This window comes from Streptomyces sp. NPDC052687 (genome assembly GCF_040678395.1).
Lineage (GTDB): Bacteria > Actinomycetota > Actinomycetes > Streptomycetales > Streptomycetaceae > Streptomyces.
Window position 1 is genome coordinate 93610 of the sequence record NZ_JBFATR010000006.1, and the last position, 23712, is coordinate 117321.

Here is a 23712-nt window from a genome sequence, read left to right on the forward strand (position 1 = left end):
GCCTGCGGCAGAGCGTGTGAAGAAGGTGTGCGAGGTGGATGACAGGACGCCGTTCCGGCTGTCCTCCTCGCCGCGCCTGTCGTAGGTTCTCAGCAGATGAGAGATACACCCCGCCCACAGGGGACTGTGGGTGACACCAGGCCGTGGCCTCCCCAGCTTCGACCTGGTCGTGCCCTCGCGCACACCACCGGGGCCTCCGGCTCCGGATCTCCTCACCGATCGGACGGTCGCCCGCCCCAGACCCCCCGGGGCGCGCGGCATTCCGGTCCGTTCGGCCGCCTCGGAACCATCCCCCCTGTTCCGGGGCGGCCGACCCTCTTCCTCCTGCTGCCGCTGGTCCTGTTCGCGCTGATCACCTGGCAGGTCGTCGCCGACGGCCCGCTGATCCGCCTCGACGAGCGGCTGAGCCGCGCGCTGGTCCGCCCGGACCGGGTCTCCGAACTCCTCGCGGACCTCGGCAACGTGCCGGTGGCCGTGCCGGTCCTGGCGGTGGTGGCGGCCGGTGCCCTCTGGCGGGCCCGCGCCACCGGTACGGACCACTGGTGGCGGCCGGGTGCCGCGGCGGCCGTCCTCATGGCGCTGGTCCCCGCGCTCGTCGTCCCGCTCAAGGTGCTGACCGACCGCCCGGGCACCCCGGCCGTCCCGCCCGCCACCGGTTACTACCCCTCCGGGCACACCGCCACCGCCGCCGTCGCCTACGGCTGCGCGGCGCTGCTCCTGCTGCCGTCGCTGCGCCGCCCCGCCGCCCGCCGCGCCGTGCTGGTGCTGTGCGCCGCGCTGGTCCTCGGCGTGAGCATCGGGCTGGTGCGGCGGGGCTATCACTGGCCGCTGGACGTGGTGGCGAGCTGGTGTCTGTCCGCGCTGCTGCTGGGACTGCTGTGGCGGCCGCTCAGCGGAAGTAGCCGTCGAACGTCCGCTGGAACTCCCAGCCGCCGAACCGGTCCCAGTTGATCGACCAGGTCATCAGACCGCGCAGCCCGGGCCAGGTGCCGTGGGTGGCGTACGAGCCGCAGCTCACCTTCTTCGTCAGGCAGTCCAGGGTCTTCACCACCTCGGCCGGGGGCACGTGTCCGTTGCCCGCGTTCGGGGTGGCCGGCATGCCGATGGCGACCTGGTCGGGGCGCAGCGGCGGGAAGACCTTGCCGGGGTCGCCCGCGACGGGGAAGCCGGTGAGCAGCATGTCGGTCATGGCGATGTGGAAGTCGGCGCCGCCCATGGAGTGGTACTGGTTGTCGAGGCCCATGACCGGGCCCGAGTTGTAGTCCTGGACGTGCAGCAGGGTGAGGTCGTCGCGCAGGGCGTGGATGACCGGGAGGTAGGCCCCGGCGCGCGGGTCCTGGCCGCCCCACTTGCCGGTGCCGTAGAACTGGTAGCCGAGCTGGACGAAGAAGGTCTCGGGGGCCATCGTCAGCACGAAGTCGTCGCCGTATCTGGCCTTCAGGGTCTTCAGGGCGGAGATCAGGTTCACGATCACCGGGGTCTTCGGGGTGCGGAAGTCGGTGTCGTCGGGGTCGAGGGAGAGGGAGTGGCCCTCGAAGTCGATGTCGAGGCCGTCCAGGCCGTACTCGTCGATGATCTTCGAGACGGACGCGACGAAGGTGTCGCGGGCGGCCGTCGTCGTCAGCCGCACCTGGCCGTTCTGGCCGCCGATGGAGATGAGCACCTTCTTCCCGGCCGCCTGCTTGGCCTTGACGGCCGCCTTGAACTCGGCGTCGGACTCGACGTTCGGGCACTCGGTGACGGGGCAGCGGGTGAAGCGGATGTCGCCGGAGGTGACGGAGGTCGGCTCCCCGAAGGCGAGGTCGATGACGTCCCAGCTGTCGGGGACGTCGGCGAGGCGGGTGTAGCCGGAGCCGTTGGCGAAGGTGGCGTGCAGATAGCCGACCAGGGCGTGCGGCGGCAGGCCCGGCGTGGGGCCGCCGGGGCCGGGGGCCGTGGTCGCGGTGACGGTCGCCGAGCGCGCGGACTCGCCCGCGTCGTTCACGGCGGTGACCTGGAAGGAGTACGCCGTCGAGGGCGCGAGGCCGGTGACGGTCGTCGTGGTGCCGGTGACCGTCCGGACCTTGGTGCCGTCGCGGTAGACGGCGTAGCCGGTCGCGCCGGGGACGGCCGTCCAGGACAGGTCGACGGAGGTGGCGGTGACGGTGCCGGTGGCGAGGCCGGCCGGGGCGGCGGGCGGTCGGGCGGGGCCGGTGCCGGGGCCGGTGAGGGTCAGGTCGTCGGCGTGGTAGGCGCCGGTGCCGTACCAGCCGTGGGTGAAGACGGTGACCCGGGTGGTGGCCGGGCCGGTGCGGAAGGTGGTGGTGAGCTGCTGCCAGTCGGTGGCGGACTGGGTCCAGGCGGTGACGTCGGTGGTGCCGGTGCCGGACGCGCCGAGGTACACGTAGGAGCCGCGGACGTGGCCCGTGAGCGTGTACGTGGAGTCGGGCTGGACGGTCACGGTCTGGGAGCAGCGGGCGTTGTCGCTGCCGGCGGGGGTCGCGCGCAGCGCGGCGCTGCCGCTGCGCACCGGGCTGGCGACGGTCGTGCCGGCCGTGCAGGTCCAGCCGTCGAGGCCCGCTTCGAAGCCTCCGTTGGCGAGGAGGTCCGCGTCGGCCGCACGGGCGGCCGACGTGAGTGCGGTGAGGCCGGGCAGGGTCAGTGCCGCGGCGGTGAGCAGGGCGAGCGGTCTGAGGCGGGCGAAGCGTGCGCGGTCCACAAGTGCCTCCGGGGACGGGGGATTTGGAGGGGTGGAGCGCTCACAACTTGGTCCAGACCAATCACCGTGTCAAGAGGTCAGGCCGGGTCCTCCTTCGTGGCCAGGTTCGCCGCCGCCTCGTGCATCGCGAGTTCCAGCAGTGCGGGGTCGGTGAGGGTCCCGGATCCGTCCGGCGGCACCAGCCAGCGCACTTTGCCGGTCGGCCGGCCCGGGTGCGGCACGACGATCCAGGTGCCGGCCCCGGCCGTACGGATGCCGGTGCCGAGCCAGCGGGCGGCGGTGCCCGGCGGCACGAGGAAGCCCGTCCGGGCGTCGCCGGAGTCGGCGAGCACCGGGCCGGGCCGGTCGAGGATGCGGGTGAGCACGTCGAGCGTCGGACAGCCCAGCCGGCCGGGCAGGATGAGCACGTCCCAGGCCTTGCCGGCGGGCAGCAGCGTCACCCCGAGGGGGTTGCGCTCCCACTCCCAGCGGCAGGCGTCGGGGTCCGGTGCGACGGAAGCCAGCCAGTCGACGGCCGTCTTTGCCCCAGTCATGGAGAAGACCTCCCTGTTCCCTCGTGGACGCGCGGTGCGTCCACGAGGGAGAGGGAGGTCATGGCCCACGCATTACGCGAGTCCGGCCCGCCGTTTCGAGTGACCCGCGTCACACGAGCCACCGGGTCAGCTGTCGAAGCCCAGCCCCAGCCGGTCCATCGCGCGCAGCCACAGATTGCGCCGCCCACCGTGGGCGTCCGCCCGGGCCAGCGACCACTTGGTGAGCGCGATGCCGGTCCAGGCGAACGGCTCCGGCGGGAAGGGCAGCGGCTTCTTGCGGACCATCTCCAGCTCGGTCCGCTCGGTGCGCTCCCCCGCCAGCAGGTCCAGCATCACCTCGGCGCCGAAGCGGGTCGCGCCGACGCCGAGGCCCGTGTAGCCCGCCGCGTACGCCACCTTGCCCTGGTGGGCGGTGCCGAAGAACGCGGAGAAGCGGGAGCAGGTGTCGATGGCGCCGCCCCAGGCGTGGGTGAAGCGGACGCCCTCCAGCTGCGGGAAGCAGGTGAAGAAGTGCCCGGCGAGCTTGGCGTAGGTCTCCGGCCGGTCGTCGTACTCGGCGCGGACCCGGCCGCCGTACGGGTAGATCGCGTCGTATCCGCCCCACAGGATGCGGTTGTCGGCGGACAGGCGGAAGTAGTGGAACTGGTTGGCGCTGTCGCCGAGGCCCTGGCGGCCGCGCCAGCCGATCCCGGCGAGCTGGGCGTCCGTCAGCGGCTCGGTCATCAGGGCGTAGTCGTAGACGGGGACCGTGTAGTGCCGCAGCCGTTTGACCAGGCTGGGGAAGATGTTGGTGCCGAGCGCGACCTTGCGGGCGCGGACCCGGCCGTAGGGGGTGCGTACGGCCATGCCCGCGCCGTAGGGCTTCAGGGTGAGCGCGGGGGTGTGCTCGTAGACGCGCACCCCGAGGTTCACGCAGGCCCGCTTCAGGCCCCAGGCGAGCTTGGCGGGGTTCAGCATGGCCACGCCCCGCTTGTCCCACAGGCCCGCCTGGAAGGTGGGCGAGTTCACCTGCGCGCGGACGGCGTCGGCGTCCAGGTACTCGACGCCGTCGGCCAGGCCCTCGCGCTCCATCCGCTCGTACCAGTCGCGCAGTTCCCACGCCTGGTACGTCTCGGTGGCGACGTCGATCTCGCCGGTGCGCTCGAAGTCGCAGTCGATGCCGTGCCGGGCGACCGCCTTCTCGATCTCGTCGAGGTTGCGGGCGCCCAGCTCCTCCAGCTTGTGGATCTCGTCCGGCCAGCGGGTCAGCCCGTTGGGCAGCCCGTGGGTGAGGGAGGCGGCGCAGAAGCCGCCGTTGCGGCCCGAGGCGGCCCAGCCCACCTCGCGGCCCTCCAGCAGCACCACGTCCCGCCGCGGGTCGCGCTCCTTGGCGACGAGCGCGGTCCACAGTCCGCTGTAGCCGCCGCCGACGACCAGCAGGTCGCAGGTCTCGGCGCCGGTCAGTGCGGGCTCGGGGCGGGGCCTGCCGGGGTCGTCCAGCCAGTACGGGACCGGCTGGGCTTCGGAAAGGGACTTCGTCCAGTCGTTGTCACTGCCACGGCTCATGGCGCTTGGGGCCATGATTTCAACTCCCTACAAGGGTTTCAGGCCTTTTGCCTGGTACGGCGATTGCTGATGAGCATGGAGACGAGAACGAACAGCACGGCGAGGACGAACATGGCCGTGCCGATGACATTGATCTGCACGGGCGTGCCGCGCTGGGCCGAACCCCACACGAACATGGGGAAGGTGACGGTGGAGCCCGCGTTGAAATTGGTGATGATGAAATCGTCGAAGGAGAGCGCGAAGGCGAGCAGCGCGCCCGCGGCGATTCCGGGTGCCGCGATCGGCAGGGTGACCCGGAGGAACGTCTGGAACGGGCCGGCGTAGAGGTCCTGCGCGGCCTGCTCCAGCCTCGGGTCCATCGACATGACGCGCGCCTTGACGGCCGTCACGACGAAGCTGAGGCAGAACATGATGTGGGCGATGAGGATCGTCCAGAAGCCCAGCTGGACGCCCATGTTGAGGAAGAGGGTCAGCAGCGAGGCCGCCATCACCACCTCGGGCATCGCCATGGGCAGGAAGATCAGCGAGTTGACGGCGCCGCGGGCGCGGAAGCGGTACCGCACCAGCGCGAACGCGATCGCCGTGCCGAGCGCGGTGGCGCCGAGCGTCGCCCAGAACGCGATCTGCAGGCTGAGCCCGAGCGAGCCGCACAGATCGGCGACCCCGCACGGGTCGGTCCAGGCGTCCGTGGAGAACTTCTGCCACTCGTAGTTGAAGCGCCCCTTCGGATCGTTGAAGGAGAACACCGTGACGACGACGTTCGGCAGCAGCAGATAGGCGAGCGTGAACAGTCCCGCGATGACGACGAGACGGCGCTTGAGCCAGTCGACGAAGGCCATTTAAACCAGATCCTCCGTCCCGGACCTGCGGATGTAGAGCGTGACCATGATGAGGATCGCGAACATCAGGATGAAGGAGAGGGCGGCGGCCGTCGGATAGTCCAGGATGCGCAGGAACTGCGACTGGATGACGTTGCCGATCATGCGGGTGTCGGTGGAGCCGAGCAGGTCCGCGTTGACGTAGTCGCCGGCGGCCGGGATGAAGGTCAGCAGCGTGCCGGAGACGACACCCGGCATCGACAGCGGGAAGGTCACCTTGCGGAAGATGGTGAAGGGCTTCGCGTACAGGTCGCCCGCCGCCTCGTGCAGCCGGCCGTCGATCCGCTCCAGCGAGGTGTACAGCGGCAGGATCATGAACGGCAGGAAGTTGTACGTCAGACCGCACACCACCGCCAGCGGCGTGGCCAGCACCCGGTCGCCGGAGGTCACGCCGAGCCAGCCGGTGACGTCCAGGACGTGCAGCGCGTCGAGCGCGCCGACGACCGGGCCGCCGTCGGCGAGGATCGTCTTCCAGGCGAGCGTGCGGATCAGGAAGCTGGTGAAGAACGGCGCGATCACCAGGATCATGATCAGGTGCTTCCAGCGGCCCGCGCGGAAGGCGATCAGATACGCCAGCGGGTAGCCGAGCAGCAGGCACAGCACCGTCGCGGCACCGGCGTACAGCACCGAGCGCAGGAACTGCGGCCAGTAGTCGGACAGGGCGTCCCAGTAGGTGGCGAAGTGCCAGGTGACCTCGTAGCCCTCTTCGAGGGAGCCCGTCTGCACGGACGTCGAGGCCTGGTAGACCATCGGCAGCGCGAAGAAGACGACCAGCCAGAGGATGCCGGGGAGCAGCAGCAGATACGGCATCCAGCGGCCCCGCCTGGGCGGGGGCTTCTTGCCGGATGCGGGGGGCGCGAGGGGCGGTGGCGCCTCGGTGACGGCGGCCATCAGACGGCCACCCCCTCGTGCGGCTCGACCTTCTCCACGCCGGCCTCGATGTCCTGGGCGGCGTCCAGGCCGAAGGTGTGCGCCGGGTTCCAGTGCAGGACGACCTCGGCGCCGGGCGCGAGCCGGGCGTCGCGGTCGACGTTCTGGACGTAGACCTGGAGCGCGGCGCCCGCCGGGCTGTCGACCACGTACTGGGTGGAGACGCCGATGAAGCTGGCGTCGGCGATCTTGCCGGTGACCCGGTTGCGGCCGTCCGGGATGTCCCCCGCGTCGTCGGCGTGCGTGAGGGAGATCTTCTCGGGCCGTACGCCGACCAGCACCCTGCCGCCGGCCGCCGTGGGGGCGCTGCACCGCCGGGCGGGCAGGGACAGCTTGCCGCCGCCCGCCCGCAGCACGATCTCGTCGCCACCGGCGGCGTCGACCTCGGCCTCGATGAGGTTGGAGGTGCCGAGGAAGTTGGCGACGAAGGTGGTCTTCGGGTTCTCGTACAGGTCGGCGGGGGCGCCCAGTTGCTCGACGCGGCCCGCGTTCATCACGGCGACCGTGTCGGCCATGGTCATGGCCTCCTCCTGGTCGTGCGTGACGTGCACGAAGGTGATGCCGACCTCGGTCTGGATGCGCTTGAGCTCCAGCTGCATCTGGCGGCGCAGCTTCAGGTCGAGGGCGCCGAGCGGCTCGTCGAGGAGCAGCACCTTGGGGTGGTTGATCAGGGCGCGGGCGACCGCGACGCGCTGCTGCTGGCCGCCGGAGAGCTGGTGCGGCTTCTTGCGCGCGTGCTCGCCGAGCTGGACCAGGTCCAGCATCTCGTCGACCTGCTTCTTCACGCTCTTGATGCCGCGCCGGCGCAGACCGAAGGCGACGTTCTCGAAGATGTCGAGGTGCGGGAAGAGGGCGTAGGACTGGAAGACCGTGTTCACCGGCCGCTTGTAGGGCGGCAGCCGGGTCACGTCCTGGTCGCCGAGGTGGACGGTGCCGCCGGTCGGTTCCTCCAGGCCGGCGATCATCCGCAGGGTGGTGGTCTTGCCGCAGCCGGACGCGCCGAGCAGGGCGAAGAAGGAGCCCTCGGGGACGGTCAGGTCGAGCGGGTGGACGGCGGTGAAGGAGCCGTAGGTCTTGCTGATACCGGTGAGGCGGACGTCGCCGCTGCCGTTGGTCGTCGTCATCGTCGTCACGCCCCTGTGAGCTTCGCGAACTTCTCTTCGTAGGCCGTCTCTTCCTTCGCGCTGAGCGAGCGGAAGGCGCGGGACTTGGCGGCCATGTCCTGGTCGGGGAGGATCAGCGGGTTGTTCGCCGCGTCCTCGTCGATCTTCGCCAGTTCTTCCTTCACCCCGTCGACGGGACACACGTAGTTGATGTACGCGGCGAGCTGGGCGGCCGGGCGGGGCTCGTAGTAGTAGTCGATGAGGCGCTCGGCGTTGGTCTTGTGCCGGGCCTTGTTGGGCACGAGCAGGTTGTCCGTCGACGTCATGTAGCCGCTGTCGGGGATGAGGAAGTCGACGTCCGGGCTGTCCGCCTTGAGCTGGACGACGTCACCGGCCCAGGCGAGACAGGCCGCGAGGTCGCCCTTGGTGAGGTCCGAGGTGTAGTCGTTGCCGGTGAAGCGGCGGATCTGGCCCTTGTCGACGGCCCGCTGCATCCGCGCGACGGCCGCGTCGAAGTCGTCGTCGGTGAACCTGCCCGGGTCCTTGCCCATGTCGAGCAGGGTCATGCCGACGCTGTCGCGCATCTCGGACAGGAAGCCGACCCGGCCCTTCAGCTTGGGGTTGTCGAGCATGTCGGAGACGGACGTCACCTCGACGCCGTCGAGCGCCTTCTTGTTGTAGGCGATGACCGTGGAGATGCCGGTCCAGGGGTAGGAGTACGCCCGTCCCGGGTCCCAGTCGGGGCTGCGGAACTGCTGGGACAGGTTGGCGTAGGCGGTGGGCAGGTTGGACGGGTCCAGTTTCTGGACCCACCCGAAGCGGATGAGGCGCGCGGCGAGCCAGTCGGTGACGCAGATGAGGTCGCGGCCGGTGGGCTGGCCGGCCGCCAGCTGCGGCTTGATCTTGCCGAAGAACTCGACGTTGTCGTTGATGTCCTCGGTGTACTTGACCGTGATGCCGGTGCGCCGCCTGAACTCGTCGAGCGTGGGGTGGCGCTTCTCGCTGTCGTCGACGTCCATGTACTCGGTCCAGTTGGAGAAGTGGACGGTCTTCTCCTTGGCCGAGTGGTCCTCGGACGAGACCCCGGAGGTCTGCGCGGCCGGCGGGATGCCGCAGGCGCTCAGCGCCCCCAGACCGCCGGCCGCGAGCGCGCCGCCGGCGGAGGCGCGCAGCAGCGAACGGCGGCTGAGAGCGGCCCTGCCGTTCCGGAAGCTGCGCCGCATGGCGGCCACTTGGGCCGGGGACAGGCGGTCGGGCTCGTACTGCTCCATGCGCGTTGGTGCCCTTTCGGGAGGTCGGGCGGCCGCGGGTCAGGCGGCCTGGGTGCTATCGGTCCCCGAAGATCGTGCGGTGCCAGTCCTTGCGGGCCACCGCCGTGTTGTCGAACATGACGTGCTTGATCTGCGTGTACTCCTCGAACGAGTACGCGGACATGTCCTTGCCGAAGCCGGACGCCTTGTAGCCGCCGTGCGGCATCTCGCTGATGATCGGGATGTGGTCGTTGACCCACACGCAGCCCGCCTTGATCTCGCGGGTGGCGCGGTTCGCCCGGTAGACGTCCCGGCTCCACGCGGAGGCGGCGAGGCCGTACGGCGTGTCGTTGGCGAGCGCGATGCCCTCGTCGTCGCTGTCGAAGGGCAGGACGACCAGGACCGGGCCGAAGATCTCGGACTGGACGATCTCGCTGTCCTGCGGCGCGTCGGCGACGAGCGTGGGCCGGTAGTAGGCGCCCTTGCCCAGGTCGCCCTGCGGGGCCTCGCCGCCGGTGACCACGCGCGCGTAGGCGCGCGCCCGGTCGACGAACCCGGCGACCCGGTCCCGCTGGACGTGCGAGATCAGCGGGCCGAGGTCCGTGCCCTCGGCGAACGGGTCGCCGAGCCGGACGGTCTCCATGAGGGCGGCGGTGCGCGTGACGAACTCTTCGTAGAGCGAACGCTGCACGTACGCGCGCGTGGCGGCCGTGCAGTCCTGCCCGGTGTTGATCAGCGCGCCCGCGACGGCACCGTGGACGGCCGCCTCCAGGTCGGCGTCGTCGAAGACGACGAACGGGGCCTTGCCGCCCAGCTCCAGGTGGAGCCGCTTGACGGTGGCGGTGGCGATCTCGGCGACCCGTTTGCCGACCGGGGTGGAGCCGGTGAAGGAGGTCATGGCGACGTCGGGGTGCCCGACCAGATGCTCGCCCGCCTCCTTGCCGGTGCCGGTGACGATGTTGACGACCCCGTCCGGGATCCCGGCCTCCGTGACCGCCTCGGCGAACATCAGGGAGGTCAGCGGGGTCAGCTCGGCGGGCTTCAGGACGATGGTGTTGCCCGCGGCGATCGCCGGGAGGATCTTCCAGGCGGCCATCTGGAGGGGGTAGTTCCAGGGCGCGATGGAGCCGACTGCGCCGATGGGCTCGCGGCGGACGTACGACGTGTGATCCCCGGAGTACTCGCCGGCCGACTGCCCCTGGAGGTGCCGGGCGGCGCCCGCGAAGAAGGCGGTGTTGTCGATGGTGCCCGGCACGTCGAACTCACGGGTGAGTTTGAGCGGTTTGCCGCACTGCAGGGACTCCGCGCGGGCGAACTCCTCGGCGCGGTCGGCGAGGACGCCGGCCAGCCGGTGCAGGGCGTCGGACCGTTCGCCGGGGGTGGCCCCGGCCCAGCCCGGGAAGGCGGCGCGGGCCGCGGCGACGGCGGCGTCCACGTCGTCGGTGCTCGCGAGGGCGTAGGTCAGGACCTCCTCACCGGTGGCCGGGTCGATCACCGCGTGCGTACGGCCGGACGTACCTGCCGTGAGTCTGCCGCCGATGTACTGGGCGCCCGCCGCGAAGCGGTCCTGTGCGGGAAATCGTTCCGGGGTGATGGTGCCCGGGTTGTGCATGTCGCTCTCCTCCGCCGAGGCCCCGCCGACAAGGCTGTCCAGGGGGGTGGGTGGCGTAGCTCCAGCTCGATTTGAGTGCCGATCCTGACAGAGCAATGGGACTCCAACAAGTGATTCCGTTGTTGCCTTTTGGTTACGCGACGGAATCTGTCGACCAGGTGTCGAGTCGACGGGAAAAACCGGGGACGGAATGTCCGTGGTGGCTGCGACACTGCCGTGCATGGAGAAGATCGACTCGCGGGAAGCCCTGGTCAAGCAGGTCAGGGCGGGCTCCCGGGTGAAGTGTCTGTACTTCTGGGGGCACCGGCCGCGGCCGGACGGGCAGATCGGTCCGAGCTGTCTGAGCCAGTGGTGGCCCGCCCCCTTCACCGCCAACGGGGTGGAGTACGCGACGGCCGAGCACTGGATGATGGCCGCGAAGGCCCGCCTGTTCGGGGACGCGGAGGCGGAGCGGCGGGTGCTGGCCGCGGCGCATCCGGCGGAGGCGAAGAAGGCGGGGCGGCTGGTGCGGGGGTTCGACGAGGGCGTCTGGGAGCGGGAGCGGTTCGGCATCGTGGTCGAGGGCAGCGTCCGCAAGTTCGCCGCGCGCGAGGAACTGCGGCACTACCTGCTGGGCACCGGCGAGCGGGTGCTGGTGGAGGCCAGTCCGGTGGACCGGGTCTGGGGCATCGGCCTCGCCGCGGACGACGAGGCCGCGGCGGATCCGGAGCGGTGGCGGGGTCTGAATCTGCTGGGGTTCGCGCTGATGGAGGCACGGGACCGGCTGCGCGCGGGCGGGGACGCGGGCGCGCGGCCGGCGGCGTAGGCGGCGCGCCCGCCGCGTCACCGGGTCACGAGCACCAGCACACCCATCGCGATACCGAGCACGACGCCACCGATGCCGCAGATGATCCCCGCCAGGGCCTGCCCGCCGTTGGTGGCCTCGCCCCGGTGCGCCTTCCCCCGGCCGATCGCCCCGAAGACGATGCCCAGCACGCCGAGGAGGATCGCCAGCGGCCACAGACAGAACACCGCCGCCGCGACGATCCCGAGTACCAGCCCGGCCGTCCCCATCCCGTTGGCGGGCATCGGCGGCACACCGGGCCACCCGTAGTACCCACCGCCGGCCGGCGCCTGCGCGGGCACCGGCGCCTGCGGGTAGCCGTACGGCAGGTGTCCCGGCCCCTCCGGCCCGATCGGAGGCGGCGGAACCTGCCCCTCCGGCACGGGCGGGACCGGCGGGGCGAACGGATCACCGAGACCGGGCGGCGGCCCCCCGGGACTCGGCGGCACCGTCGGCGCGGCCCACCCCTCGGCGGGCAGCGAGGTCATCGTCTGCTGCTCGTGCACGGACGGCGCCACCGGGGTCCAGGAGGCGACCGTGTCCCCCGCCCCGCTCACCGGCGGCGGCGCCACGTCCTTCCGCAGCCCCACCTTCGGCTCCTCCGGCGGCGCCCAGGGATCCCGCACGGCCTCACCGTGCGACGCCGCGGAGCCCTGCTCCGGCGCCGCAGGCGGCTGCCTGTCGTCGGACATGCGCGGAATCCCCCTCTGGTCGTACGTCCCGTCATGCTACGACCCCTCCCACGCCCCCTTCCCATCCAGGGGCCCGCGACTTCGCCCCAGGGGCGCGGGGAACTGCGCGCCCAACCCCCACCAACCCGCACGAACCCACAACCCGCACCCACCACCCCCCTCAGGGGCGCCGCGGGGAACTGCGCGCCCAGCCCCCACCAACCCGCAGGAAACCCACAACCCCCACCCACCCACACCCCACACTCCCCCACACACCCCACCTCCCGCCCTACGATGACCCCGACCCACCGATCAGCCGATCACCGCGCCCACCCTCCCCCACCCCGGAGGGCGGCCGCCTTCCCGGGGAGGAACCCGTGCCCGACAGCCACCTCACCACCACCCCCCAAGCCGCCGCAGGCGACTTCATCTCCGGCCTCCCGAAAGCCGAACTCCACGTCCACCACGTCGGCTCCGCCTCCCCCCGCATCGTCGCCGAACTCGCCGCCCGCCACCCCGACTCCAAGGTCCCGACGGACCCCGAGGCCCTGGTCGACTACTTCACCTTCACGGACTTCGCGCACTTCATCGAGGTCTACCTGTCCGTCGTCGACCTCATCCGCACCCCGGAAGACGTCCGCCTCCTGACCTATGAGGTCGCCCGCGACCTCGCCCGCCAGCAGGTGCGCTACGCCGAGCTGACGATCACCCCCTTCTCCTCCACCCGCCGCGGCATCGACGAGAACGCGTTCATGGACGCGATCGAGGACGCCCGCAAGGCGGCCGAGGCCGAGTTCGGGACCGTCCTGCGCTGGTGCTTCGACATCCCCGGCGAGGCGGGCCTGGAGGCAGCCGAGGAGACGACCCGGCTCGCGACCGACGACCGCGTCCGCCCGGAGGGCCTGGTCTCGTTCGGACTCGGCGGCCCGGAGATCGGCGTACCCCGCCCGCAGTTCAAGCCGTACTTCGACCGCGCCATCGCCGCCGGCCTGCGGTCCGTGCCGCACGCGGGCGAGACCACGGGCCCGGAGACGGTCTGGGACGCCCTCACCCATCTGCGCGCCGAGCGCATCGGCCACGGCACCAGCTCGGCGCGGGACCCGAAGCTGCTGGCGCACCTCGCCGAGCACCGCATCGCGCTGGAGGTCTGCCCCACCTCGAACATCGCCACCCGCGCGGTCCGCGCCCTGGAGGAGCACCCGATCCGGGAGTTCGTCCGCGCCGGCGTCCTCGTCACCATCAACTCGGACGACCCGCCGATGTTCGGCACCGACCTGAACACCGAGTACGCGGTCGCCGCCCGCCTGCTGGACCTGGACGAGCGCGGCATCGCCGACCTGGCGAAGAACGCCGTCGAGGCGTCCTTCCTCGACCCGGCCGGCAAGGCCCGCCTGGCCGCCGAGATCGACGCGTACACCGACACGTACACCGCGGGCCGGCCCACCCCCTGACCGCACCCACCTTCCAACCCGGCCCCGCACCCGAGCCCGAGCCCGCACCCACCCGTAACCGCCCCGCGCCCGCGCATGGGCCCGGCCCGACACAATGGGCCCATGCGCAACGTGACCGCCGTCGCCCACCGCGGCGCCCCCTACCACGCCCGCGAGAACACCCTGCGTTCGCTGCGCATCGCACGCGAACTGGGCGCGGACGCCGTCGAGATCGACGTACGGCTGACCCGGGACGGCGTCCCGGTGCTGCTGCACGACGAGACGCTGGAACGGCTCTGGGAGCTGGACAAGCCGGTACGGGCGCTGACGGCCGCGGAGTTGGCGGAGGCGACGGCGCAGCGAGTGCCGACGCTGGCCGCGGCGCTGGCGGCGACGGAGGGCAGCCGGGTGATGCTGGACCTGCCCGGCAGCCCGGACGTGCGGGCGGCCCGCCGCGTGGTGGACGTGGTCCGCGACTGCCGCGCCGAGGACCGGGTGTACTACTGCGCGGGCGCCGCCGCGATGCTCGCGGTGCGCACCGCCGACCCGGCCGCCGAGATCGCCCTGACCTGGACCACGCTGGCACCGCCGCGTCCCGCGCTGCTGGACGCGGTGCGCCCGCGCTGGCTCAACTACCGCTTCGGGCTGGTCGACCGCGACCTCGCCGCCCGCGTCCACCGGGACGGCTACCTGCTGTCGGTGTGGACCCCGGACACGGTCCGCGCCATGCGCCGTCTGCTCGACCTGGGCGTCGACTCCATCACCACCAACCGCGTGGACGCCCTGTGCGCGCTGCGCCGCCGCGGTTAGCCGAGCGGCCCGGCGTACTCCAGCGGCGGCGCGATGGCCTGGGCGTCCGCCCCCTCCCCCACCCACAGGCCGATCAGCAGTGCCGCCGTCGCCTCCACCAGCCCGGCCCGTTCCAGCCCGCCCGCGGACAGCGGCACACAGCCGAGGTCGCGGACGAGTCGCCGTACGGCGGCGAGCGCCGCCTCGTCGTCGCCGCACAGCGGCACCGCGAGCGGGCGGCCGTCGAAGACGGGCGGGGTCAGCCGCCACACGTCGACGTGGCAGAGGTTGAACGCCTTGACGACGTGCGCGCCGGGCGCGGCCGCGGCGACGCGCTCGGCCGCCGAGGGGCCGCCGCCCGTGCGCCGGGTGAAGCCGGGGCCGACCGGGTTGGTGCAGTCGATGAGCGTCCGCCCGCGCAGCACGTCCGCCAGCCCGGCGGCCACGTCGACGGCCGCCTCGTAGGGCACCGCCAGGAGCACCGCGTCGGTGCCGTGCAGCGCCGCCGCCCGCAGTCCGCCGTCCCGGCGGCCGCCGGTCCGCACGTCGTGTCCGGCCCGCCGCCACCGGGTGCCGAGGGCGTCCGCCATGTGTCCGGTTCCGAGGATTCCTATACGCATGGCCGACACGGTAGGAAGCCGCTCGGGCACCATTCGGTGTGTGACCACTGACCAGGGCTTCCTCGCCGACTGCCGTGCCCGGCTCGCCTTCGACCTGCTCGCGCACACCTGAAACGCGGTGGTGCTGTGGGCGCTGCGGGACGGCCCGTACCGCCCGGGGGAACTGCGGGAGCGCATCGGCGGCATCAGCCAGAAGGTGCTGACGGAGACGTTGCGCCGCCTGGAGTTCAACGGGCTCGTGACCCGGCGCGCGTACGGCGGCGCCCCGCCGCGCGTGGACTACGAACTGACCGCGCTGGGGCGGACGTTGCTCGCTCCGATCGGCTCGTTCGGCGCCTGGGCGTTCGAGTACGGCGACGAGGTGATGGCGGCGCAGGAGCGGCACGGCGGGGAGCGCTGAGCCTCGGCCGGGCCGGCGTGCCCTGGGCGCCCCGCCCCCTAGGGGACGCCCCCGGACAACCCGCTGAACGTCCGGGCCCGTCGCTCCGGGGCCGGCCAGGGTCGGTGCCCTCCTGAGCGACGATCCGGCCGGTGCCGTACCGCCCGAGGATGATCACCATCACCCGTGACCATCACCTGTCACTCGCTCAGGAACGGACCCGCCATGCGCCTCAGCCGCCGTACGACCGTCGTCGCCGCCGCCCTCGCGCTCGCCCTCGGGGCGGGCGGCCCGCTCGCCGCCGCCCCGGCCTTCGCCGCGCCCGGGGTGACCGCCCCGGCACACGGGAAGGCACCGGACGCCGCCGCGCTGAGCGCCGCACTGGCCGGGCTGCCCGGCGAGCACGCCACCGCCGCCCTCGTGCGGGTCGGCGGCACGGACGGCGTCTGGCGGGGCAGCGCGGGCGTGCGGGATCTGGTGAGCGGGCGCGCGGCGGACCCGGACGCCCGCTTCCGCGCCGGGTCCACGACCAAGGTGGTGACGGCCGCCGTGGTGCTGCACCTCGCGGCGGACGGCCGGATCGACCTGAACCGGCCGGTGCAGGACTACCTCCCCGGCCTGCTCGGCCCCCGGTTCCGGCCGGTCACCGTACGGCAGTTGCTGAACCACACCAGCGGCATCCAGCCCGGTGACGGTCTCGGGGACACCGTCGAGGAGGCGTACGCGCACCGCTTTGACACCCTCTCGCCGGAGCGGGTCGTGGCGTCGGCGGTGGCCAAGGGACCGGAGTTCCCGCCCGGGAAGCGGCAGCACTACCTGAACATCAACTACACGATCCTCGGCCTGCTGATCGAGAAGGTCACCGGTCGCCCGTACGCCTCGGAGGCGACGCGGCGCGTGCTGAAGCCGGCCGGGATGCGGGACACGTACTTCCCCGGCACGGATCCGCGCATCCTCGGCCCGCACAACCGCGGTTATCAGACGATGACGGGACCCGACGGCACGGCCCGGCTGGTCGACGTCACCGAGTGGAACCAGGCGGACCGCTGGGCGGCGGGCGACATGATCTCCACCACCGCCGACCTGGAGCGGCTGGTCACCGCGCTGTTCCGGGGGCGGATCGTGCCGAAGCCGCAGCTGCGGGAGATGTTCCGGGTCCCCGCGCACATCGAGGGCGCCACCCACAGCGCCGGACTCCAGCGGTACGAGTCCGGCGGCCGGGTCTACTGGTTCAAGTCCGGCGCGCGGTACGGGTACAGCACGGCGGTCGCCGCGACCCGCGATCTGAGCCGTACGGTCGTCTACTCGGTCAACGACACCGACGCCAAGGACAAGTCGGGCAATCCGGTGGTGCAGGGCATCGTGGGGGCGGCCCTGAAGTAGGAGCTGAGCGCCGGGGCGGCCCTGACGCGGGAGGGCCGCCCCTGACGGTGTCTCAGCCAACGGCACGGAATCCGCGCAGCCGCAGCGAGTTGCCGACCACGAAGACCGAGGAGAACGCCATCGCCGCCCCCGCGATCATCGGGTTGAGCAGGCCGGCCGCGGCCAGCGGCAGGGCGGCGACGTTGTAGGCGAAGGCCCAGAACAGGTTGCCCTTGATGGTGGCGAGGGTGCGGCGGGAGAGCCGGATGGCGTCGGCGGCGGCGCGCAGGTCGCCGCGGACCAGGGTCAGGTCGCCGGCCTCGATCGCCGCGTCCGTGCCGGTGCCCAGGGCGAGCCCGAGGTCGGCCTGTGCGAGCGCGGCCGCGTCGTTGACGCCGTCGCCGACCATCGCGACCGTACGGCCCTCGGCCTGGAGCCGCTCGACGACCGCCACCTTGTCCTCGGGCAGCACCTCGGCGATCACCTCGTCGATGCCGACCTCGCGGGCCACCGCCTCGGCGACGGCCCGGTTGTCGCCGGTGAGCAGCACCGGCCGCAGCCCCAGTGAGCGGAGCCGGCGGACGGCCTCGGCGCTCGTGTCCTTCACGGCGTCGGCGACCTCCAGCACCGCGCGGGCCTCGCCGTCCCAGGCCACGGCGATGGCCGTACGGCCGTCCCGCTCGGCCCGCGCCCTGGCCGCCGCCAGTTCGGCGGGAAGCTCGATCGCCCACTCCGCCAGCAGCTTCTCCCGGCCGACGAGCACGGCGTGCCCCTCGACGATGCCCTGCACGCCGAGCCCCGGCACGTTGGCGAAGTCCTCCGGGACCGGCAGGGTGCCGGTCCGCTCGGCGGCCGCGGCGGCGACGGCGCGGGCGATGGGGTGCTCGGAGGCGTGCTCCAGGGCGCCCGCGAGCCGCAGCACCTCGTCGGTGCCGGTGGCGCCGGCGGTGTGCACGGCGAGCAGGGTCATCCGGCCGGTGGTGACGGTGCCGGTCTTGTCGAGGACGACGGTGTCGACGCGGCGGGTGGACTCCAGCACCTCGGGGCCCTTGATGAGGATGCCGAGCTGGGCGCCGCGCCCGGTGCCGACGAGCAGCGCGGTCGGCGTGGCCAGGCCCAGCGCGCACGGGCAGGCGATGATCAGCACGGCGACGGCGGCGGTGAACGCGGCGGTGAGCCCGGCGCCGTTGCCGAGCCAGAAGCCGAGGGTGCCGAGGGCGAGCGCGATGACGACCGGGACGAAGACGCCGGAGATCCGGTCGGCGAGCCGCTGGGCGGCGGCCTTGCCGTTCTGCGCGTCCTCGACCAGCTTGGCCATCCGGGCGAGCTGGGTGTCGGCGCCGACCCGGGTGGCCTCGACGACGAGCCGGCCGCCCGCGTTGACGGTGGCACCGGTGACGGGGTCGCCGACGCCGACCTCGACGGGCGCGGACTCGCCGGTGAGCAGGGAGGCGTCCACGGCGGAGCCGCCCTCCACGACGACGCCGTCGGTGGCGATCTTCTCGCCGGGCCGCACCACGAACCGGTCGCCCGCCCGCAACTCGCCGACCGGCACGCGCACTTCGGTGCCGTCGCGCAGCACGGTGACGTCCTTGGCTCCGAGTTCCATGAGCGCCCGCAGCGCGGCGCCCGCCGTGCGCTTGGAGCGGGCCTCGAAATAGCGGCCGGCCAGGATGAACGCGGTGACTCCGGCGGCGGCCTCCAGGTAGATGTTCCCGGAGCCGTCGCCGCGGGCGATGGTCAGCTCGAACGGGTGGGTCATGCCGGGCGCGCCGGCCGTGCCGAGGAACAGCGCCCACAGCGACCACAGGAACGCGGCCGAGGTGCCGACCGAGATCAGCGTGTCCATGGTGGCGGCGCCGTGCCGGGCGTTGGTCCACGCGGCGCGGTGGAAGGGCCAGGCGGCGTAGGTGACGACGGGGGCGGCGAGGGTCAGGGACAGCCACTGCCAGTACGTGAACTGGAGCGCCGGGATCATCGCCAGGGCGATCACCGGGACGGCGAGCACGACGGCGGTGACCAGCCGCTGCCGCAGCGGCGTCAGCTCGTCCGCGGCCCCGTGCTCCTCGGGGGGCGCCTGGTCCGGGCCGGTCCGCGGTGGCTCGGGTTCCCGCGCGGTGTATCCGGTGGCCTCGACGGTGGCGATCAGGTCGGGGACGGTCACGTTCCCGGCGTAGGTCACCTTCGCCTTCTCCGTCGCGTAGTTGACGGTGGCGGTGACGCCGTCCATGCGGTTGAGCTTTTTCTCGATGCGGGCCGCGCAGGAGGCGCAGGTCATTCCGCCGATGGCGAGTTCGACCTCGGTGGTGGCACCGGGGGCCGTGGTGATCATCGTTCCTCCTGGACTGCTCGCCGACTCTCGGATCACTCTTCACTTGATACCCCTGGGGGGTATAAGCTGCTCACATATATACCCCCACCGGGTACCCAGATCAAGAGCAGTCAGGAGTCAGAGATGCGCCCCCTGTACAAGATCGGTGCCTTCGGCGCCGCGCTGGCCGCCTCCTTCGCCGCCGCGTACGGCATCGGCGACGCGGTCTCCCCGCTCTCCCCGGACACCGGCGGAGGCGGCGGTCATGAACCGGCCGCCCACTCCTCCCCCGCACCCGGGGGCAGCGCGCGCGGGGACAGCACGCCCGCGGCCACCACACCCGGCGGCCTCCAGGTCTCCCAGGACGGCTACACCCTGGACCTGAGGACCCCGCGCGTACCCGCCGGCGAACCGGCCGCCCTGCGCTTCGTCATCCGCGACGCGGACGGCCGCCCGGTGACCGACTACCGGCGCGAGCACGAGAAGGACCTGCACCTGATCCTCGCCTCACGCGACCTCACCACCTACCGCCACCTGCACCCCACCCGCGCGGCCGACGGCACCTGGACGACCACGGCCACGCTCCCCGAGCCCGGCGGCTACCGCGTCCTCGCCGACTTCACCCCGGCCGCCGAGCGCGAGGGCCTGACGCTGGGCGCCGACCTGGCGGTCTCCGGCACCTACACCCCGGACGCCCTGCCCGCCCCCGCCACCACGGCCACCGTGGACGGCTACGAGGTCACCCTGGACGGCACCCTGAAGGCGGGCGGCGCGAGCGACCTGACCTTCACCGTCCGCCGCGACGGCAAGCCGGCCGCCCTCCAGCCGTACCTCGGCGCCTACGGCCACCTGGTCGCCCTGCGCTCCGGCGACCTCGCCTACCTGCACGTCCACCCGCACGAGGAGGCCCACGGCACCGCCGCCTCCGGCCCGGAGGTCGCCTTCTCCGCGACCGCCCCCAGCCGGGGCACCTACCGCCTCTTCCTGGACTTCAGGACCGGCGGCGAGGTCCACACGGCGGCCTTCACGGTCCGGGCGGGCGAGCCGACCACGCCCACGGCCGAAGAGCGGCCGGACAAGTCCCACGAGGAGCAGGCCCCGCACGGCCACTGAGACCCGGCAGGGCGATGCCGACCCGGAGAAGACGAGGACGGGGCCCGGAAAAAGCAAAACGCGGCCCCGGACGGTCCGTCCTCCGTCCGGGGCCACGGGTCACGGGTTCACCGTGCGCGCGGGATCACGCGTCCAGCGACGTCATGACGTGCTTGATGCGGGTGTAGTCCTCGAAGCCGTAGCCCGAGAGGTCCTTGCCGTAGCCGGACTTCTTGAAGCCGCCGTGCGGCATCTCGGCGACCAGCGGGATGTGGGTGTTGATCCACACGCAGCCGAAGTCGAGCTTCTTGGACATCCGCATGGCGCGGCCGTGGTCCTTGGTCCACACCGAGGACGCGAGGGCGTACTCGACGCCGTTGGCGTACTGGACCGCCTGCTCCTCGTCGGTGAAGGACTGCACGGTGATGACGGGGCCGAAGACCTCGTTCTGGATGATCTCGTCGTCCTGCTTCAGGCCGGAGACGACGGTCGGGGCGTAGAAGTAGCCCCGCTCGCCGACCTGGTGGCCGCCGGCCTCGACCTTGGCGTGGGCGGGCAGCCGCTCGATGAAGCCGGCGACCTGCTTGAGCTGGTTCGGGTTGTTCAGCGGGCCGAAGAGCACGTCCTCGTCGTCCGGCTGACCGGTCTTGGTCTCGGCGGCGGCCTTGGCGAGCGCGGCGACGAACTCGTCGTGGATGGACTCCTGGACGAGGACGCGGGTGGCGGCCGTACAGTCCTGGCCGGCGTTGAAGAAGCCCGCCACCGAGATGTCCTCGACGGCCTTGGCGATGTCGGTGTCCTCGAAGACGACGACCGGCGCCTTGCCGCCCAGCTCCAGGTGGACCCGCTTGAGGTCCTTGGAGGCGGACTCGGCGACGGACATGCCGGCGCGCACGGAGCCGGTGATGGACGCCATCGCCGGGACAGGGTGCTCGACCATCATGCGGCCGGTCTCGCGGTCGCCGCAGATGACGTTGAAGACGCCCTTGGGCAGGATCGAGCCGACGATCTCGGCGATCAGCACGGTGGACGCGGGGGTGGTGTCCGACGGCTTCAGGACGACCGTGTTGCCCGCGGCGATGGCCGGGGCGAACTTCCACACGGCCATCATCATCGGGTAGTTCCACGGCGCGACCTGGGCGCAGACGCCGACCGGCTCGCGGCGGATGATCGAGGTCATCCCGTCCATGTACTCGCCGGCGGAGCGGCCCTCCAGCATCCGCGCGGCGCCCGCGAAGAAGCGGATCTGGTCCACCATCGGCGGGATCTCCTCGGAGCGGGTCAGCCCGATGGGCTTGCCCGTGTTCTCCACCTCGGCCGCGATGAGTTCCTCGGCGCGCTCCTCGAACGCGTCAGCGATCTTCAGAAGGGCCTTCTGCCGCTCGGCGGGCGTGGTGTCGCGCCACGCCGGGAACGCGGCCTCGGCGGCCGCCATGGCGGCGTCGACGTCGGCCTGCCCGGACAGCGGTGCGGTGGCGTACGCCTCGCCGGTGGCGGGGTTCACCACATCGGTGGTCCGTCCGTCGGCGGCGTCCCGGAACTCTCCGTCGATGTAGTTGCGCAGGCGACGCAGTTCGGTGGTCACTGCCGGCCCTCCTGTCGATGTCCATTCCTTGAGATGCCCACCCTAGTCGCTCGGCCCACCGTTTCAACACCCCCCACCGGTCGGAATCTGCGAAATCCGCAAGGCTGGATCACGTAAACAACGGATTTCATCGATCCGGCCTTGCGAAACTGTCGAGTCCTCGTGCAGAGTGAGGTCGTGGCCAGTCGAAGCGCAGACCAGAGGGACTCCCGCGAGTCCAGGAACGGCACCCCCCAGCTGGACGCCGTCTCCCTCGCCATCATCGAGCAGCTCCAGGAGGACGGCCGCCGGCCGTACGCCGCCATCGGCAAGGCCGTGGGCCTGTCCGAGGCCGCCGTGCGCCAGCGCGTGCAGAAACTGCTCGACCAGGGCGTGATGCAGATCGTCGCCGTCACGGACCCGCTCACCGTGGGCTTCCGCCGGCAGGCGATGGTCGGGATCAACGTCGAGGGCGACGTGGAGTCCGTCGCCGACGCGCTGACCGACATGCCGGAAGTGGAGTACGTGGTGATGACCGCGGGCTCGTTCGACATCCTCGCGGAGATCGTCTGCGAGGACGACGACCACCTGCTGGGCGTCATCAACAAGCGCATCCGCGCCCTGCCCGGCGTGCGCTCCACCGAGAGCTTCGTCTACCTGAAGCTCAAGAAGCAGACCTACATGTGGGGAACCCGATAACCCGTGAGGACCCGATAACCGTGAGCACCAAGGACCTCAGCCAGAGCGCGTACGACCACCTGTGGATGCACTTCACCCGCATGTCGTCGTACGAGAACTCCCCAGTCCCGACCATCGTCCGCGGTGAGGGCACCTACATCTACGACGACAAGGGCAAGCGGTACCTCGACGGTCTCGCGGGTCTCTTCGTGGTCCAGGCCGGCCACGGCCGCACCGAACTCGCCGAGACCGCCGCCAAGCAGGCCCAGGAACTGGCGTTCTTCCCCGTCTGGTCCTACGCCCACCCGAAGGCGGTCGAGCTGGCCGAGCGGCTGGCCCACCACGCGCCGGGCGACCTCAACAAGGTCTTCTTCACCACCGGCGGCGGCGAGGCGGTCGAGACCGCCTGGAAGCTCGCCAAGCAGTACTTCAAGCTCCAGGGCAAGCCGACCAAGTACAAGGTCATCTCCCGCGCGGTCGCCTACCACGGCACCCCGCAGGGCGCCCTGTCCATCACCGGCCTGCCCGCCCTGAAGGCCCCCTTCGAGCCGCTCGTGCCGGGCGCGCACAAGGTGCCGAACACCAACATCTACCGCGCCCCGATCCACGGCGACGACCCCGAGGCCTTCGGCCGCTGGGCCGCCGACCAGATCGAGCAGCAGATCCTCTTCGAGGGCCCGGACACGGTCGCCGCGGTCTTCCTGGAGCCGGTGCAGAACGCCGGCGGCTGCTTCCCGCCGCCGCCCGGCTACTTCCAGCGGGTCCGCGAGATCTGCGACCAGTACGACGTCCTGCTGGTGTCGGACGAGGTCATCTGCGCCTTCGGCCGCCTCGGCACGATCTTCGCCTGCGACAAGTTCGGCTACGTCCCGGACATGATCACCTGCGCCAAGGGCATGACCTCGGGCTACTCCCCGATCGGCGCGTGCATCGTCTCCGACCGCGTCGCCGAGCCGTTCTACAAGGGCGACAACACCTTCCTGCACGGATACACCTTCGGCGGCCACCCCGTGTCGGCCGCGGTGGGCCTCGCCAACCTCGACCTGTTCGAGCGCGAGAACCTCACCCAGCACGTCCTCGACAACGAGGGCGCCTTCCTCTCCACGCTGCAGAAGCTGCACGACCTGCCGATCGTCGGCGACGTCCGCGGCAACGGCTACTTCTACGGCATCGAACTGGTGAAGGACAAGAACACCAAGGAGTCCTTCAACGACGAGGAGACCGAGCGCGTCCTGTACGGCTTCCTCTCCAAGGCCCTGTTCGACAACGGCCTGTACTGCCGTGCCGACGACCGCGGCGACCCGGTCGTCCAGCTCGCCCCGCCGCTGATCTCCACCCAGGAGACCTTCGACGAGATCGAGCAGATCCTGCGCGCCACCCTCACGGAGGCGTGGACGAAGCTCTGATCTTCCGCACGGATGATCAACTGGCCCCGGTGCCGCCC

20 protein-coding genes and 1 pseudogene are annotated in these 23712 nt (G+C 71.9%); 9 read left to right on the top strand and 12 right to left on the bottom strand.

What is annotated here, in order from left to right; genetic code table 11:
* The first annotated feature begins 126 nt into the window (after window positions 1-126).
* Window positions 127-951, top strand: coding sequence for a phosphatase PAP2 family protein (locus AB0K92_RS09100; protein ID WP_365920878.1), 825 nt, complete (start codon window positions 127-129; stop codon window positions 949-951).
* Here the strand turns inward: AB0K92_RS09100 and AB0K92_RS09105 are convergent.
* The 8 genes from AB0K92_RS09105 to AB0K92_RS09140 form a co-directional block, all read right to left on the bottom strand.
* Window positions 890-2698 carry a glycoside hydrolase family 18 protein gene (locus AB0K92_RS09105; RefSeq protein WP_365920880.1) on the bottom strand — a complete coding sequence of 603 codons (1809 nt, stop codon included), beginning with the start codon at window positions 2696-2698 and terminating at the stop codon, window positions 890-892. The two genes, AB0K92_RS09100 and AB0K92_RS09105, sit on opposite strands and share 62 nt — an antisense overlap.
* 77 nt (window positions 2699-2775) lie before the next feature.
* The gene (locus tag AB0K92_RS09110; RefSeq protein WP_365920882.1) at window positions 2776-3231 is read right to left on the bottom strand and encodes a hypothetical protein; all 456 of its coding nucleotides are present in this window, start codon (window positions 3229-3231) and stop codon (window positions 2776-2778) included.
* 126 nt (window positions 3232-3357) lie between these two features.
* Window positions 3358-4791 (bottom strand): FAD-dependent oxidoreductase, encoded by a 1434-nt coding sequence (locus AB0K92_RS09115; RefSeq protein ID WP_365920884.1) that lies wholly within the window; start codon window positions 4789-4791, stop codon window positions 3358-3360.
* Between the two features lie 23 nt (window positions 4792-4814).
* Window positions 4815-5615: an ABC transporter permease gene (locus tag AB0K92_RS09120; RefSeq protein ID WP_365920886.1), complete on the bottom strand. Its 801-nt coding sequence runs from the start codon at window positions 5613-5615 to the stop codon at window positions 4815-4817.
* The gene (locus AB0K92_RS09125; protein WP_365920888.1) at window positions 5616-6545 is read right to left on the bottom strand and encodes an ABC transporter permease; all 930 of its coding nucleotides are present in this window, start codon (window positions 6543-6545) and stop codon (window positions 5616-5618) included.
* Window positions 6545-7717, bottom strand: coding sequence for an ABC transporter ATP-binding protein (locus tag AB0K92_RS09130; RefSeq protein ID WP_365920890.1), 1173 nt, complete (start codon window positions 7715-7717; stop codon window positions 6545-6547). Before AB0K92_RS09130 ends, AB0K92_RS09125 begins: the two co-directional genes overlap by 1 nt.
* Complete coding sequence (locus AB0K92_RS09135) at window positions 7714-8958, bottom strand: spermidine/putrescine ABC transporter substrate-binding protein (RefSeq protein WP_365920892.1); 1245 nt, start codon at window positions 8956-8958, stop codon at window positions 7714-7716. Before AB0K92_RS09135 ends, AB0K92_RS09130 begins: the two co-directional genes overlap by 4 nt.
* A 55-nt stretch (window positions 8959-9013) precedes the next feature.
* Entirely contained in the window at window positions 9014-10549 is a 1536-nt protein-coding gene (locus AB0K92_RS09140) for a gamma-aminobutyraldehyde dehydrogenase (RefSeq protein ID WP_365920894.1), read from the bottom strand.
* A 190-nt stretch (window positions 10550-10739) separates the two neighbouring features.
* On the opposite strand from AB0K92_RS09140, the gene AB0K92_RS09145 reads away from it, so the two are divergent.
* Window positions 10740-11354, top strand: a complete 615-nt coding sequence (locus AB0K92_RS09145; protein ID WP_365920896.1) for an NADAR family protein — start codon at window positions 10740-10742, stop codon at window positions 11352-11354.
* 17 nt (window positions 11355-11371) lie between these two features.
* On the opposite strand, the gene AB0K92_RS09150 is transcribed toward AB0K92_RS09145, so the two are convergent.
* Window positions 11372-12064 (bottom strand): DUF4190 domain-containing protein, encoded by a 693-nt coding sequence (locus AB0K92_RS09150; RefSeq protein ID WP_365920898.1) that lies wholly within the window; start codon window positions 12062-12064, stop codon window positions 11372-11374.
* A gap of 290 nt (window positions 12065-12354) precedes the next feature.
* Between AB0K92_RS09150 and AB0K92_RS09155 the strand changes: the two genes are divergently transcribed.
* Both AB0K92_RS09155 and AB0K92_RS09160 read left to right on the top strand, forming a co-directional pair.
* The gene (locus AB0K92_RS09155) at window positions 12355-13494 is read left to right on the top strand and encodes an adenosine deaminase (protein WP_365921036.1); all 1140 of its coding nucleotides are present in this window, start codon (window positions 12355-12357) and stop codon (window positions 13492-13494) included.
* A gap of 102 nt (window positions 13495-13596) precedes the next feature.
* Window positions 13597-14283 carry a glycerophosphodiester phosphodiesterase gene (locus AB0K92_RS09160; protein WP_365920900.1) on the top strand — a complete coding sequence of 229 codons (687 nt, stop codon included), beginning with the start codon at window positions 13597-13599 and terminating at the stop codon, window positions 14281-14283.
* Here AB0K92_RS09160 and AB0K92_RS09165 read toward each other — a convergent pair.
* Window positions 14280-14882 carry an NAD(P)-binding domain-containing protein gene (locus AB0K92_RS09165; RefSeq protein ID WP_365920902.1) on the bottom strand — a complete coding sequence of 201 codons (603 nt, stop codon included), beginning with the start codon at window positions 14880-14882 and terminating at the stop codon, window positions 14280-14282. The two genes, AB0K92_RS09160 and AB0K92_RS09165, sit on opposite strands and share 4 nt — an antisense overlap.
* A gap of 40 nt (window positions 14883-14922) precedes the next feature.
* On the opposite strand from AB0K92_RS09165, the pseudogene AB0K92_RS09170 reads away from it, so the two are divergent.
* Window positions 14923-15282 (top strand): annotated as a pseudogene (locus AB0K92_RS09170) (helix-turn-helix domain-containing protein).
* A gap of 204 nt (window positions 15283-15486) precedes the next feature.
* Window positions 15487-16644, top strand: coding sequence for a serine hydrolase domain-containing protein (locus AB0K92_RS09175; protein ID WP_365920904.1), 1158 nt, complete (start codon window positions 15487-15489; stop codon window positions 16642-16644).
* A gap of 52 nt (window positions 16645-16696) precedes the next feature.
* Here the strand turns inward: AB0K92_RS09175 and AB0K92_RS09180 are convergent, their stop codons facing one another.
* Window positions 16697-18955, bottom strand: a complete 2259-nt coding sequence (locus AB0K92_RS09180) for a heavy metal translocating P-type ATPase (RefSeq protein WP_365920906.1) — start codon at window positions 18953-18955, stop codon at window positions 16697-16699.
* Between the two features lie 123 nt (window positions 18956-19078).
* Between AB0K92_RS09180 and AB0K92_RS09185 the strand changes: the two genes are divergently transcribed.
* Window positions 19079-20047, top strand: coding sequence for a hypothetical protein (locus AB0K92_RS09185; RefSeq protein WP_365920908.1), 969 nt, complete (start codon window positions 19079-19081; stop codon window positions 20045-20047).
* Between the two features lie 124 nt (window positions 20048-20171).
* On the opposite strand, the gene AB0K92_RS09190 is transcribed toward AB0K92_RS09185, so the two are convergent.
* On the bottom strand, window positions 20172-21611 hold the full coding sequence (locus AB0K92_RS09190; protein ID WP_365920910.1) for a gamma-aminobutyraldehyde dehydrogenase: 1440 nt from the start codon (window positions 21609-21611) through the stop codon (window positions 20172-20174).
* A 162-nt stretch (window positions 21612-21773) separates the two neighbouring features.
* Here AB0K92_RS09190 and AB0K92_RS09195 point away from each other — a divergent pair, with 162 nt between their 5' ends.
* Complete coding sequence (locus tag AB0K92_RS09195) at window positions 21774-22289, top strand: Lrp/AsnC family transcriptional regulator (protein WP_365920912.1); 516 nt, start codon at window positions 21774-21776, stop codon at window positions 22287-22289.
* 20 nt (window positions 22290-22309) lie between these two features.
* The gene (locus AB0K92_RS09200) at window positions 22310-23674 is read left to right on the top strand and encodes an aspartate aminotransferase family protein (protein WP_365920914.1); all 1365 of its coding nucleotides are present in this window, start codon (window positions 22310-22312) and stop codon (window positions 23672-23674) included.
* The last annotated feature ends 38 nt before the right edge of the window (window positions 23675-23712 follow it).

Coding starts and splice junctions, on each gene's coding strand:
- AB0K92_RS09185 (WP_365920908.1), top strand. CDS start 19,079: ATGCGCCCCCTGTACAAGATCGGTGCCTTCGGCGCCGCGCTGGCCGCC.
- AB0K92_RS09120 (WP_365920886.1), bottom strand. CDS start 5,615: ATGGCCTTCGTCGACTGGCTCAAGCGCCGTCTCGTCGTCATCGCGGGA.
- AB0K92_RS09150 (WP_365920898.1), bottom strand. CDS start 12,064: ATGTCCGACGACAGGCAGCCGCCTGCGGCGCCGGAGCAGGGCTCCGCG.
- AB0K92_RS09140 (WP_365920894.1), bottom strand. CDS start 10,549: ATGCACAACCCGGGCACCATCACCCCGGAACGATTTCCCGCACAGGAC.
- AB0K92_RS09175 (WP_365920904.1), top strand. CDS start 15,487: ATGCGCCTCAGCCGCCGTACGACCGTCGTCGCCGCCGCCCTCGCGCTC.
- AB0K92_RS09165 (WP_365920902.1), bottom strand. CDS start 14,882: ATGCGTATAGGAATCCTCGGAACCGGACACATGGCGGACGCCCTCGGC.
- AB0K92_RS09110 (WP_365920882.1), bottom strand. CDS start 3,231: ATGACTGGGGCAAAGACGGCCGTCGACTGGCTGGCTTCCGTCGCACCG.
- AB0K92_RS09135 (WP_365920892.1), bottom strand. CDS start 8,958: ATGGAGCAGTACGAGCCCGACCGCCTGTCCCCGGCCCAAGTGGCCGCC.
- AB0K92_RS09180 (WP_365920906.1), bottom strand. CDS start 18,955: ATGATCACCACGGCCCCCGGTGCCACCACCGAGGTCGAACTCGCCATC.
- AB0K92_RS09115 (WP_365920884.1), bottom strand. CDS start 4,791: ATGGCCCCAAGCGCCATGAGCCGTGGCAGTGACAACGACTGGACGAAG.
- AB0K92_RS09125 (WP_365920888.1), bottom strand. CDS start 6,545: ATGGCCGCCGTCACCGAGGCGCCACCGCCCCTCGCGCCCCCCGCATCC.
- AB0K92_RS09160 (WP_365920900.1), top strand. CDS start 13,597: ATGCGCAACGTGACCGCCGTCGCCCACCGCGGCGCCCCCTACCACGCC.
- AB0K92_RS09145 (WP_365920896.1), top strand. CDS start 10,740: ATGTCCGTGGTGGCTGCGACACTGCCGTGCATGGAGAAGATCGACTCG.